The organism is Actinomyces sp. 565, assembly GCF_010365615.1.
Lineage (GTDB): Bacteria > Actinomycetota > Actinomycetes > Actinomycetales > Actinomycetaceae > Actinomyces.
The window spans coordinates 21558-34990 of sequence record NZ_PIZD01000021.1; the positions used below are offsets into that span (position 1 = coordinate 21558).

General features: G+C 71.4%; 10 protein-coding genes and 1 pseudogene. 10 read left to right on the forward strand and 1 reads right to left on the reverse strand.

The window, feature by feature from the left end; genetic code table 11:
* The 10 genes and pseudogenes from GZ997_RS04005 to GZ997_RS04050 form a co-directional block, all read left to right on the forward strand.
* Positions 1–364 (forward strand): annotated as a pseudogene (locus GZ997_RS04005) (hypothetical protein); the annotation flags it as partial.
* Positions 361–1689 (forward strand): ATPase, T2SS/T4P/T4SS family, encoded by a 1329-nt coding sequence (locus GZ997_RS04010; RefSeq protein ID WP_161923909.1) that lies wholly within the window; start codon positions 361–363, stop codon positions 1687–1689. The pseudogene GZ997_RS04005 and the gene GZ997_RS04010, both read left to right, overlap by 4 nt.
* Entirely contained in the window at positions 1686–2555 is an 870-nt protein-coding gene (locus GZ997_RS04015) for a type II secretion system F family protein (protein WP_162678944.1), read from the forward strand. Before GZ997_RS04010 ends, GZ997_RS04015 begins: the two co-directional genes overlap by 4 nt.
* Positions 2552–3475 carry a type II secretion system F family protein gene (locus GZ997_RS04020; RefSeq protein WP_161923911.1) on the forward strand — a complete coding sequence of 308 codons (924 nt, stop codon included), beginning with the start codon at positions 2552–2554 and terminating at the stop codon, positions 3473–3475. Before GZ997_RS04015 ends, GZ997_RS04020 begins: the two co-directional genes overlap by 4 nt.
* 55 nt (positions 3476–3530) lie before the next feature.
* Positions 3531–3749 carry a hypothetical protein gene (locus tag GZ997_RS04025; protein WP_161923912.1) on the forward strand — a complete coding sequence of 73 codons (219 nt, stop codon included), beginning with the start codon at positions 3531–3533 and terminating at the stop codon, positions 3747–3749.
* A 4-nt stretch (positions 3750–3753) separates the two neighbouring features.
* Positions 3754–4170 (forward strand): TadE family protein, encoded by a 417-nt coding sequence (locus GZ997_RS04030; RefSeq protein WP_161923913.1) that lies wholly within the window; start codon positions 3754–3756, stop codon positions 4168–4170.
* A complete protein-coding gene (locus GZ997_RS04035; protein ID WP_237564315.1) occupies positions 4167–4607 on the forward strand; it encodes a TadE/TadG family type IV pilus assembly protein in 441 nt (146 codons plus the stop codon). The genes GZ997_RS04030 and GZ997_RS04035 overlap by 4 nt, the downstream gene beginning before the upstream one ends.
* Positions 4604–5032 (forward strand): pilus assembly protein TadG-related protein, encoded by a 429-nt coding sequence (locus GZ997_RS04040; RefSeq protein ID WP_162678945.1) that lies wholly within the window; start codon positions 4604–4606, stop codon positions 5030–5032. The genes GZ997_RS04035 and GZ997_RS04040 overlap by 4 nt, the downstream gene beginning before the upstream one ends.
* A complete protein-coding gene (locus GZ997_RS04045) occupies positions 5029–7749 on the forward strand; it encodes a hypothetical protein (RefSeq protein WP_343212265.1) in 2721 nt (906 codons plus the stop codon). Before GZ997_RS04040 ends, GZ997_RS04045 begins: the two co-directional genes overlap by 4 nt.
* Positions 7750–7765: 16 nt before the next feature.
* Positions 7766–12406 carry an FtsK/SpoIIIE domain-containing protein gene (locus tag GZ997_RS04050; protein ID WP_162678946.1) on the forward strand — a complete coding sequence of 1547 codons (4641 nt, stop codon included), beginning with the start codon at positions 7766–7768 and terminating at the stop codon, positions 12404–12406.
* On the opposite strand, the gene GZ997_RS04055 is transcribed toward GZ997_RS04050, so the two are convergent.
* On the reverse strand, positions 12403–13433 hold a 1031-nt coding region (locus GZ997_RS04055), incomplete at its 5' end, for a DNA gyrase C-terminal beta-propeller domain-containing protein (protein WP_275405348.1). The two genes, GZ997_RS04050 and GZ997_RS04055, sit on opposite strands and share 4 nt — an antisense overlap.

Consider the following 13433-nt stretch of genomic DNA (forward strand, 5'->3'; position numbering starts at 1 on the left):
CAGCCTGGGCGCAGCACTGGCCTCCGATCGCCTCATCCTGGTCACGCGCCCCGGAGTGGACCAGTACGGGCACCTCCGGGAGCGTCTGCGGTGGATCGTCGATGAGACGGCCCACCGTGCAGAGCGGCCCGACCTCGGAGTCCTACTGGTCACGCCCTGGAAGGAGCGCCACGAGGCAGGTGCCCTGAACCGGCTACTGCACTCCGGAGGCCTCGACGTCCCAGTGACGGGGGTGCTCGCCCACGACGACGGAGCGGCGGACGCGCTGGCGGGGCGGCGGCCCCGACCGCTGGACCGCAGCCTGCTGGTGCGCTCCGCCCGAGAACTGGCTGCCGAGCTGGCAGGAGCGGAGGAGTCGCAGTGAGCGTTGACCAGAACATTGTGCGCACCATGCGTGAGGAGGTCGCCGACCTGCTCGCCAAGCAGCGGCATGACGATGCCGCCTCCGGCATCCCGCCCATGACGCCCGAGGACGAACGGCAATTCGCCCGGGCCCTGATTGGACGGGTGCTGGAGCAGTATGCCCGCACGGAGATCGCCGCCGGCCGCAGCCCCCTGGACGCCCAGGCCGAGGAGGAGGTCTCCCAGGGCATCCACGCCGCCCTGTTCGGGGTCGGCCGCCTGCAGCCCCTGCTGGAGGACCCCGACGTCGAGAACGTGGACATCAACGGCTATGACAACGTCTTCATCCAATACGCAGACGGGCGTGAGGAGCGTGGGGCACCGGTTGCCGATTCCGACGACGAGCTCGTCGAGCTAGTCCAGGTGCTCGGCTCCTACTCCGGTCTCGCCTCCCGCCCCTTCGACTCCGCCAACCCCCAGCTCGACCTGCGGCTGCCGGACGGCTCCCGTCTCTCTGCCGTCATGGACGTGTGCTCCCGTCCCGCGGTGTCGGTGCGCCGCGCCCGCCTGGACAAGGTGGGACTGGATGAGCTGGTGGGCCTGGGAACCCTCAGCCCCCGGCTGGCGGCCTTCTGCTCGGCGGCGGTGCGCGCCCGCAAGAACATCATGATCGCCGGCGCCACCAACGCCGGTAAGACCACCTTCCTGCGCGCGCTGGCAAACGAGATACCGCCGTCCGAACGGCTGATCACCGTGGAGCGCGCACTTGAGCTCGGGCTCGGCGAGTTCTCCGACCTGCATCCCAACGTGGTGGCCTTCGAGGAGCGCCTGCCCAACGCCGAGGGTGTCGGCGCCATCACCATGGCCGACCTGGTGCGGCGCTCGCTGCGTATGAACCCCTCGCGCGTGATCGTTGGCGAGGTACTGGGAGACGAGATCGTCACCATGCTCAACGCCATGAGCCAGGGCAATGACGGCTCGCTGTCCACAATCCACGCCAACTCCTCGGCGGAGGTGTTCAACCGCATCGCTACCTACGCCATCCAGTCCGCGGAGCACCTGCCGCAGGACGCCACCAACCTGCTGATCGCGGGCGCCGTCGACTTCGTAATCTTCCTCACCCGCGAGAACCGGTTCTCCGAGGGTGGTTCCATGCGCCGTTACGTGGCCTCCGTGCGCGAGGTGAACGGGGTCGACGGGCGCGTGCTGTCCAGTGAGGTATTCGCCGACGACGGCTCCGGACAGGCGCAGCCCGCTGCCCCAATCGAATGCGTCGAGGATCTGATCGAGGCCGGCTACGACCCTGCCGCCGCCTATGCCGTCCCCAATGCGCGGAGGTCCCGATGAACAGTTCTACCGCCATGGCCGCTGTGCTGGCCGGTGCCCTTATCGGCGCCGGAGTGTTCCTGCTGCTCGCCTTCGCCCTGGGCGCAGACCCTCTCCCCGGCCGCGTACCGGGCGCCGGCGGCGGTCGGCAGCTGCTCGCCGGTCGACCGCTGTGGCGGCTCGCCCTGGCCGGCGGCATCGCCGTCGCCTTGCTGGTACTGACTCGCTGGCTCGTGCTGGCGGCGGCCGGCGGTGTGCTGGTGGTGGTATGGCCGCTGCTGTTCGGCGGTGCCCGACAGGAGCGGGAGGCAGCAGCCAGAATCGAGGCGCTGGCGACCTGGGCGGAGTCGCTGCGCGACACGATCGCCGGAGCCGTCGGCCTGGAGCAGGCCATCCCCGCCACCGTCTACGCCGCCGCACCGATTATTCGCGAGGACCTCGCACTACTGGCCGACCGGATGCGCGTGCGGGTGCCGCTCGCCACCGCACTGCGCCAGTTCGCCGACGACCTGGACGACCCAACCGCAGACCTGATCGTGTCCGCACTGATTATGAACTCGCGGCTGCGCGGCCCCGGGCTGCGCCAGCTGCTGGGCTCGCTAGCCGAAACGGCCCGCGCCGAGCTGGACATGCGCCAGCGCGTCTCCGCCTCCCGCGCCGGGACCCGGCGCTCGGCCCAGATCGTCGTCGTGTTCTCAGTGATCGTCATGCTGGGACTCGCGCTATTCAACCGCAGCTTCGTGGAGCCCTACGCCAGCGCGCAGGGTCAGCTGGTCCTGCTGGTGGTGGCCGGGCTGTTCGCCGTCGGCCTGATGTGGATGCGGCGCCTTGCCGGCGTGGTGCTACCGCGCCGTTTCCTGACCGTCACGAACGGGGACGCCGCATGAGCATCTGGATCCTGGTCGGCGGAGCCGTCAGCGGTGCCGGGGTGCTACTGCTGACGCTGCTCATCGCTCCTCCGCGCGTACAGCCCGCACCGGCACTGGCCGAGCTGGACACGCTGCGGGACGAGAGCAGGCTGCGCCGCGACGCCCGGCGCCTCAACCCCGCTGAACGCGCCCTGCCCGACTGGATCGACGTGGTCGGCTTCCGCGCGGCGGCGCTGCTGCGGCGCACTGGAGTCGACCTGGGCTCCCTGAGCGCCGACCTGGCCGTCATGGGAAGGTCCCTGGAGCGGCACCTGGTGACGTCGCTGCTGTACGGGCTGGTCGCGTTCACCGCACCACTGGCCCTGGTGGGTGCCGCAACCGCGCTCGGCGCTATCACCTCCTGGGAGACTCCGGTCCTGGTGTGCACCGTGCTCGGCCTGCTGGCCCTGGTCCTGCCCACTGTCCGCCTGCGCGGGCAGGCCGACGAGGCGCGCCGTGACTTCCGGCACGTGGTGGGCTCCTACCTGGACCTGGTGTCAATGTCCCTGGCTGCCGGCCGGGGTGTGCCCGAGGCCCTCGACGCGGCCTCGACCCTGTCTGACGACCCGGCCATGGTGCGCATCCGCGACGCCCTGGCCGCAGCCCGCCTACGCGGCGAGACCCCCTGGGCCGCCATGGGCGGCCTCGGGGACCGGCTGCGGATTGACGAGCTGCGCGACCTGTCGGCCGCACTCGGGCTCGTAGCCGAGGACGGGGCCAAGATCCGTGAATCCCTGGCCGCCCGGGCCACCAGCATGCGGCGGCGCGAACTGGCCGACGCGGAGGGCAAGGCCGGGGAAAGCTCCGAATCCATGCTGGTGGCCCAGCTCATCATCGCCATGGGCTTCATCGTGTTCCTCGTATACCCGGCCCTCGCCGGGATCATTGGCGGCACGTGAGGCTCTCGGCATGACCCGATCCGTCCGGAAAACAACCCTGTAGAAAGGAACGAACATGCTCCGCCTGATCTGCACACTTCAAGTCATCGCTGGTGACCTCACCACCACGGTCCGAGACCGGCTCAACTCCCACGACGGGGAGAAGGGCGCATCCACGGTCGAGTGGGTCATCATCACCGGATTCCTCATCGTGCTGGCCGCACTCGTCGGACGCGCCGTCTACAGCCTCGTCCAGGACGCCGCATCCAACCTCAAGGCGCCGGGCCTGGGCTGAGCGCATGACTTCGTCGGCAGCGCCGCTTACGCGGCTCCGGGAGGAGACCGGCGCGTCCTCGGTGGAGCTCCTGGTCTTCTTCCCTCTGCTCATGCTCATCATCCTCGTCACCGTGCAGGTCGCCCTGTCCTGGTACGGCAATGAGGTGGCCATCGCCACCGCCCGGGAAACGGCCCGGGTGGTGCGCGAGGGCGGCACTACGGCGGCGGAGCTCGCTCAGGCAGAGGCCGACGGCGCCCAGTACGCCACCCGGGTGGGCGGTGGCCGCGCACTCACCCACGTCAACGTGCACATCGCCGCCGACGGCGACCAGGCGCGGATCACGGTTACCGGCACCTCCATGGACATCATCGGCGGGCTCGCCCCCGGCATTGAGGCAACCGTCACCGCACCGATCGAGACTTTCCGGGAGGATACGTGACAGGCGCTCCTTTTACCCCTTCCGCGCGTCGGCACGCCCGACGACGCGGCGAGCGCGGCACCATGTCGGTGGAGATGGTCGTGATTGCTCCGGCCCTGCTCATGATCGTCATGCTCGTTGTGGCTGCAGGGCGCTGGGTCTCCGCCGAGGGCATGACTCAGGCCGCGGCGCGTGACGCTGCTCGCGCAGCCTCCATGGAGCGCTCCGCCGGCATGGCGGCCAGCGCGGCCGCGGCCAGCCTGGCGGTTGCTGACACCGCCAACGCCGAGTGCAGCTCGGCCACCGACGTGTCCGGCTTCTCCCGGGGAGGCTCGGTGAAGGTCACCGTCAGCTGCCGAGTGCGGCTGGCTGACCTCGGCCTGGTGTTCCTGCCCGGCACCACCACCGTCACCTCCAGCTCGATCTCGCCGGTCGACACCTGGAGGGGAACCCGATGAGGACACGCCCCCACGAGCGTGGCTCGACATCGGTATTCGCCGTGATCGTGGCCGCCGTACTTATGGCGCTGGCCGGGCTGTGCATTGACGGCGGCAAGGTCCTCAACGCCCGCGCCACCCTCACCGACACCGCCGAGCAGGCCGCCCGCGCAGGCGCCCAGGAGATCTCCTCCGGCTCCATGCGCGGCGCTACCCGCTTCAGCCTCGACGCGGCGGCCGCGCGCACGGCCGCCGGCAGGCACCTGGCCGCCTCGGGCATTAGTGTCGACAGCTTCACCGTCTCCACGACCAGCCAGGATGTGGTGGTCAGCGTCGAGGAGGAGGTGCCCACCACCATGCTTCGCATCGTGGGCGTGGATTCCGTGCACGTGACCGCTACCGGCACAGCCCACGCCGCAATCGGCATCAACCAGGAGGAATCGTGACCCCGACGCTTCAGCGGACAACACCGGGCCCGGCCCGCTTCCGCTCCCTGACGCCGGAGCAGCGCGAGCCCGCGTGGCGCTCCGTCCTGTCCGCCCTCGTGCTCGCCGCCGTGATCCTCGGCCTTCCCTGCCTCATGCTGTGGCAGGTGGGGCCGCTGCCCCTGCCGCGGCAGCTGGACGTCTCCCTGCTGACGCGTGCGGTCACCGGTCAGACCGTGCTCGGTGTACTTACCTGGGTGGTGTGGCTCGCATGGCTGCAGTTCACGGTATGCACCGTGGTCGAGGTTGCCTCCGCGCTGCGCGGACGCGGCCTGCCCGCGCACGTGCCGCTGTCAGGCGGCACCCAGGCGCTCGTGCGCCGACTGGTTACCTCTGCGCTCGTGCTGGGCGCCGTCGCCGCCCCCGCCGCCGCGGCGGCACCGGTCACCGCCCCGGAGCCCGCCCCGGTCGCGGCCGTGCAGGCACAGGTCGCCCCGGACGCGGCCCCCGCCTCGCTAGGCCGGGACGCGGCCCCCGCCGCAAGCGGGCCAGACGCGCGCACGCAGGCGGAAACTCAGGGTGACCAGGCCCAGACGGTGCGCTACATGCTCGGTGACATCGAGCTGCCGGCCGATGTCGGGGCCGAGCTCGTCGGCCAGCGGGTCTACGTGGTCCAGCCCCCGGAGGGCCGCTACCACGACAACATGTGGGACATCGCCGAGCGCACCCTGGGTGACGGCCGTGCCTACCGGCAGATCTACGACCTCAACGTCGGCAGGGTCCAGCCCGACGGGCGCTCCCTCGAGCTCGCCCGGCTCATCCAGCCCGGCTGGTACCTCATCGTGCCCGAATCCGCGCAGGACGTTGACCGTGTCGTCGCCATCGCGGGCGATGACGGCGCGCAGGCGGATACGACCACCGGAAGCGATACGGCGCCGGGAGACGCCGACGCGTCCCCAACCTCCATGGCTCCCAGCAGCGCCGTGGCCACGGTGCCGGACGTCCCCCCGGCGCAAATGCCCGCCATAGGTGCGCTCATGGCCGCCGTACTCACTGCGGCCCTTGCCGAGCGGAGACGACGTGCTACGCCGACGGCGCCAGGAGATGAAGCCCTTGAGCTCGCCCGACTCATGCGGGTGGGTGCAGATCCGCGGCGCGCCGACCGCCTGAATCGGATTCTGCACAGCCTCCACGGCCTGCCCGGGCGCCCCGTGCCGTACGCCGTGGTCGTTGACGACGACGCCTGCAGACTCCTCCTGCCGCGCCCGCTCCCACAGGCTCCGCACCCATGGACGACCAACGACGACGGCTCCACCTGGACCCTGCCGGCAGGGGCGGAACCCGCCCCGCCCAGCGACGTTGCGGCCGGAGCGACCTCCGACTGCTCGGGACTGGTAACCATGGGCCGCGACGAGCAGGGGGCCGATATCCTCATCAACCTGGGGGCGGTCGACGGAGACGTGGTGGTCGGAGGAGAGCCGACCATGGCCGCCGAGCTCATCGCCGCACTGGCGCTGGAGCTGTGCACCAACCCGTGGTCTCAGGGCAACTCGGTGATCACGGTGGGACTGCCAGGAAGTCTGCAACGCATTGCCGGCGAGCGGATGCAAACCGCCATGGAACTCGACGACGTCATGGACGCCCACCCGGCTGCGGCCGAGGACGTCCTGTCCGGGCATCGCCGCGGTGAGCAGGTCTTCGTCCTGGCCGCCGGCCAGGAGACAGCGCAGGCGAAACACGACTTCAACCTCATCAGGACGGGCCGGGCTGAAGGCGCTCGCTGGAGGATCGATCTCGACGCCTCCGGCACCGCGCGCATTGATCCGCTGGGAGTGACCGTGACCGCTACGCGGGCGACCGAGTCCGAATTGGACGGGCTGGTTGGGCTGCTCGCGCCCGCCGCCCCCGCACCCCCGGGAGACGATTCGCGTCCTCCCGTGCCGGATCCGCCGGAACCACCGCTCTCCACCGCGGCCTTGCGGGCGGCATCGGTCCGGATCCTGGTGCTGGGGCCGGCTGCCGTCCACGCTCCCGCACCCGCCGAGCCGGAGCGCCTCGACCTGCTGACCGAGGCGGCGGTCTGCCTTGCCCTGCACCCCGAAGGCATCAGGCCCGGTGCGTTCGGAGCTATGCTCTGGCCGCTCGGCGTCACCAGTGATGTGATCGCCGCTACGGTGCAGCGGTTGCGTGACTGGCTCGGCACCGACTCGCAAGGCGTGCCGCACGTGCGTCAGGACGCCGAGGGGCGGCTGACGCTCGGGCCGGAAGTGGTTTGCGACTGGGACGTACTGCGCTCCCTGCTATCCGCATCCCGGCACAGTGAGATACACCGCGAGGCCGAGCTTCTGCTCGAAGCCCTGCGGCTGGTGCGCGGTCCTGTGGGTGAGGCGTCCCGGACGGAACGCTATAGCTGGCTGGCCCGCGTGCGCACGGCCCGTCAGGCCGATGCGCTGATCACCGACGCCGCTCACCGAGCGGCCCAGATCCTGCACGACACCGACCCTGAAGGGGCGGCGCTCGCGGTGGACACCGGCCTGAAGGTGGTCGACCTGGACCAGCGGCTGTGGCGCGACCGTCTGCGGCTCGCGGCCGACCGAGGCCGTGACGAGCTGATCGCCTGCACTAACAGCCTGCTGGACCTCACCGGCGTGGAGGACGTCTCGCACGTGGACCCGGCTACCGCGGCTCTGGTCGAGGAACTGGCTCCCGGAGCGTCGATCCGCCGGGCCACCGCCTGAGGCGGGCGGAAAGCTCATGCGCGTGCTGCTAAGCGTTCAGCCGTCCGCCGCCGATGTGCGGCGCACACGCGACTTCATCGTCACCGCCCAGGCGGAGTCCACTGTCGGTGAGCTCGCCGACGCACTCGCCGACGTGCTGCCCGGCACGCCCGATGGGATGCCCACCGAGCAGCCGCTCACGCTCGTGGTCGACCGGCCCGCAACCAGCGAAGCGGGCTCCGTGCCCCCGTCCCTGTGGCATGGCGCCACCCGCCTGAACCCGCAGGAGCGGCTCGGGCAGGGGGCAGTACACGACGGCATGGTGCTGGGGCTGGGAGGCCCTATTGCCGATGCGGACGAGCCCGACGGCCTGGTCGAGCTGCGGATCATTTCCGGGGCCGGGGCCGGCACGGTGCGCAGGCTGGGCCTGGGGCGATACACGATCGGCGGCGCCGACGCCGATATCTGCTTGGAGCTGCAGGACGCCGACGTGCTGGCCGATCTGGTCGTGTTCTCGGGCGGCCGGGCCGTGTTGAGCCCGCGCGACGACGCCGCAGATCGCCTCATGCGCCCCGCGCCCGCCCGGAGGCACGCCCTGCCGGGACCACTCGTCCTCGGGCTGAAGCAGGAGCCCGTGCCCTCCAAGAAGCGGCGTCGGCGACGCAAGGCCCGCGCACAGGACGATGACACCGCCGCACCGACCCTGGAGGAGCAGGAACCGGACGCGCCCCGCAGGCTCGTGGAACTGGATCGGCGTCCCCTGCAACCCGACACCAGCTGGGAGGAGGGGGCGGTGCTGACCGTCGGACACACCCAGCTGACGATCGGCCAGGTACCGCCTGCCGACGCGGTGGCCACTCCCACTCCCGGCGCGCCCACCATCGACTTCAATAGGCCACCGCGCCTGGCCCGCCCCACACGAGAGCGGGTGTTCACCCTGCCGCGCGAGCCGCAGCAGCCACGCAAGCAGCCCTTCCCACTGGCCCTGCTCCTGTCACCACTGATCATGGGTGGTGGGATGTACCTCCTCACTCACAGGGCGGCGACACTGCTGTTCTTGGTGCTGTCCCCGATCATGATGCTGGCCAATCGCATGCAGGGCCGTTCCACCCGAAAGCGCAGCTACCGCGAGGATCTGCGGCGCTACCGCCGGCAGAAGGCCGACACCGAGGCTGCTGCGCACCGGGCCCTGCTGGACGAGCGCGGACTGCGGCGCCTGGACTACCCGGACCCGGCCGAGATCCTGCTGCGAGCCACAGGCCCGCGTTCGGGACTGTGGGAGCGCCGTCCCGGAGACCCGGACTGGCTGGACCTTCGGGTTGGCAGCGCGGACGTGCCCAGCGAGGTGGTGGTTCAGGATCCCACGCGCGCCTCCTATGAGGAGCCGCTGCGGTGGACCGTCCCCGACGTACCTGCGACGGTGGGGCTGGGCCGACTCGGCGTCATCGGCATAGCCGGGGAGGAACGCCAACGGGTGGCCGCGTCGCTGGTGGCGCAGGCCGCCGCACTGCACTCCCCGGCGGAGCTGAACCTGGTCATACTCGCCGACCCGGAGCGGGCCGACCCCTCCCGGTCGGACTGGGACTGGGCACGCTGGCTGCCCCACCTGCGCAACCCCGAGGGAGCCGGGGCGCGCGCCCGCGTCGGGCTTGATGCGCAGACGGTCCCGCGCCGCATCAACGAGCTGCTGGACCTGATCGACTCCCGGCAGGGAGCCGGCGGCGGGCAAACCTCCGTCATGGTGGTGCTGGACGGGTCCCGAGCGCTGCGGCTGCTACCCGGAGTGGTGCGCATCCTGCGGGAGGGGCCGCAGCTGGGCCTCCACCTGTTGTGCCTCGACGTAGACCGGACGGCACTGCCGGAGGAGTGCCGGGCAGTGGTCAACACCGGCCCCGGACCGGTCACGATCGCCGAAACCGGCCGTGACGAGATCGAGCAGGTCGTACTCGATCTGGTCCCCGCTGGTTGGTGCGAGCGGGTGGCCCGCGCCCTGGCTCCGATTCGGGACGTATCCGCCGCGGGCGCGGAGGGCTCCATCCCGACCAGCTCCAGATTCCTAGACGCAGTCGGCATGGCCGAGCCCACACCCCAGGGGGTGCTGCAGGCGTGGCGGCAGACCGGCCGTACCACCCGGGCCGTTATCGGCGAGGATGAGGATGGGCTGTTCGCGGTGGACATCCGTGCCGACGGGCCGCACGCGCTGGTTGCAGGCACCACGGGCTCGGGCAAGTCGGAGCTGCTGCAGACCCTCATTGCCTCCCTGTGCGTGGGCAACTCACCCGATGACATGACCTTCGTCCTGGTCGATTACAAGGGCGGCGCCGCCTTCAAGGACTGCTCACGTCTGCCGCACACCGTGGGCATGGTTACCGACCTCGACGGGCATCTCACCGCCCGCGCACTCGAGTCCCTGGGCGCCGAGCTGCGCCGACGCGAACTACAGCTCGCCCGCGCCGATGCCAAGGACATCGAGGACTACGTGGCGGCCATGTCCCCCGGCGACGAGCCCATGCCGCGGCTGATGCTCATCATCGACGAGTTTGCGGCGCTGGTAGCCGAGCTTCCGGACTTCGTCACCGGGCTGGTTGACATCGCGCGCCGGGGCCGCTCGCTGGGAGTGCATCTGGTCCTGGCCACGCAGCGTCCGGCCGGAGTGGTGTCCGCCGAGATCAAGTCCAATACCAACCTACGTATCGCCCTGCGCGTCACCGACGAGGCGGACTCGAACGACGTCATCGAATCGGCAGCCTCCGCCCAGATCCCGCCTTCCATCCCCGGCCGTGCCTACGCCCGGCTGGGGCACGCCAGCCTGCGTCAGTTCCAGGCCGCTCGCGTAGGCGGGCGTCCCCGCGGCGCCGCCCCACAGGCACCGCTGCGCACTAGTCCCTTGACCCTGGCGGAGATGTCACGACCCGAGCCGGCCCCGCCCCAGCTGGAGGAGGACGTCTCCATCCCCACTGACCTGGCCACTCTCGTGGACGCCATGAACCAGGCTCACGCCGAGACCGGGCGGCCCGACCCGCACAGCCCGTGGCTGGCACCGCTGCCGGAGAACGTGACACTCGACGCGCTGGAGGAGCGCCAGGAACCCGAGCAGCCGACCGAGGCAGCGGAAGCGGCCTCGCCGCCAACTGGGGCCGAGGTCCTGGAACAGGGCTGGTTGCCCCCGCTGATCCTCGGACTGGAGGACATCCCCTCCGAGCAGGCCCAGCGGCTGATGACCTGGGACTACACCCGTGGCGGACATCTGGGCGTGGCGGGGGCGGCCCGCTCCGGCCGCTCCACACTGCTGCGCGCCCTGGCAGTGGCGGCCGCCCGCACGGCTTCCCCCGAGGATCTCCACATCTACGGCATTGACGCGGGCAGCGGCGGGCTGCTGCCGCTCGTCTCCCTCCCGCACACGGGCGCTGTCGTCACCCGCGACCAGCCCGACCGGATGCGGCGGCTCACCGACCTGCTCGGCACGGAGATCACCCGCCGCCAGCAGGCACTGGCAGTCGGCGGCTTCGCCTCAACCGCCGAGCAGCGGGCCGCGGTCCCGCCGTCCGAGCGCATGCCCTACCTGCTCCTGTTACTGGACCGCTGGGACGGTTTCAAGGCAGCCTTCGAGCAGGTCGACAGCGGTCTGCTCCTGGAACGGATGGAGACGCTGCTGCGTGAAGGGCCCGCAGCCGGACTGCGCGTCGTCATTGCCGGTGACCGCGGCACCTTCCGCGGGCGTATGGGCATGATGCTCGAGGACCGGATCGTGCTGCGCATGCCCGCCGCCGAGGACTTCGAGCTCGTCGGCATGCGCACCCGAGACGTGCCCCAGTCCATGCCTCCCGGACGCGCCTTCCGCAGCGGGACCAGCCCGCGGGAGGTACAGCTGGCACTGCTCGACGCCGACCCCTCCGGCACCGCGCAGGTGGCCGCAGTACACCGGGAGGGTGACGCGGCCAAACAGCGCTGGGGCGAGACCCCCGCAGCACGGCGGCCCCCGCGCGTGGACGAGCTTCCGCTGGCCATCTCCGCTGCCGAGGCCCTTGCCCTCGGACCGCGATTGCGCAAGGGAGAGCTTGCCCTCGCGGTGGGTGGCGACACCCTGTCCGTGCTCCCACTGCGCATGGAGGAAGTCGGCAACACCGTCCTGGTGACGGGGCCGCGGCGCTCGGGCAAGTCCACCGCCCTGTGCTTCGGGCTCCAGACCGCGCTGGAAGTCGGCACGCCGGTCATCCTCGTGCTGGCCCGCCGCTCCCCGCTGGAGGCCTACCGGAATCACTCCGGGATCATCGGCGCCCTGGACAGCTCCGCCAAGGCCGAAGACCTGCGCGAGCTGCTGAAGACTCACGGGACATCCACCCTAGTGGTGGTGGACGATTACGACGTGCTGGGCAATGACCACGCGCTCGTGGCGGTTCTCGAGGAGCACGTCAAGACGTGCCGTGACCAGCCCGGCGGCGTGCTGGTGGCCAGTGGCGTGGATGAGCTGACGGGGATGTACCGGGGCCTGATGACGCAGGTGAAGAGGAACCGGACCGGCCTTATCCTGGCGCCGCGGTCTCCGCAGGACGGCGACGCCCTGACCGCCCGGCTACCGCGCTCCGTGGGGCAGCCAGTGCCGCTGGGACGTGGCGTCCTGGTCAGGTCGGGCAGCTGGGCCTGGGTGCACGTGCCCCGCAGCGACGGCACGGCCTAGCCGATGCCGGCGATGGGAGCCGTCAGGGGAATGCCGGAGGCGTCGCGGCGCTCGTCGGGGGCCGGCAGGTCGACCGGCTGGCCCCCGCTGCCCACGGCACGGGCAGGGCCGACCCCCACCCAGGCGAGCGCCAGCTCGTCCTCGCCGCGCAGGAAGCGTTGCGCGCGCACGCCCCCGGTCGCCCTGCCCTTGGCCGGATAGCGGTCCAGCGGGGTGACCTTGACACTGCCCGAGCCGGTCCCGGGCAGTGCTCCCGCACCATCCGCGACCGTGACCACCACGGCCTCCGCCAGCAGGTCGGTGGGTACCGCCGCCCCGGCCACTACGCGCGCTCCCTCGTGCAGGGACACCCCCGCCATGCCGCCGGCGCCGCGTCCCTGCGGACGCACCCTGGCCGCCTCGAAGCGCAGCAGCCGGGCGTCGGAGGTGACCAGCGCCAGCATGTCGGAGTCCGCGGCCACCCCGGCGAAGACCACCCGGTCGCCGTCGGCCAGGGAGATGACCTCCCAGGCATCGCCTTGCTTGGGCTCGCTGCCCGGCTTGACGCGCTTAATGACCCCGCCGGCGGTGGCCAGCACAATCGGGGTGGCGGAGTCATCGCCGGGGGAGCCGATGGGCACCAGGCCCACAATCCGCTCGTCCGGCTCGATGTCCGCCAGCAGCCGTGCGGGCTGCCCGCCGGCCAGTGACGGCGCCCCCTCCAAGCGCGGCACCTCCGGGGTGGACAGCACCTCCATGCGCACCAGCCGACCCGCATCGGTGACCGCGCCGACGTGCCCGCGCGCCGTCGTCGCCACCTGGGAGACGAGCGCGTCATGGCGCTGGCGGCCACCCGAGCGCGGCACCGGCTCGGCGCCGCCCACGCGGGCCACAAGTCCGGTGGCGGACAGCAGCACCCGGCACGGGTCATCCGGCACCGTCAGCGGTACCTCGCCGGCCCCGGCCGCCAGACTGACCGCCGCGGCCTGCCGCATGGCCTGCGAGGCGCCGGCACCGGCGCCGCCGGGTGCGCCCACGCCGCCGCTGA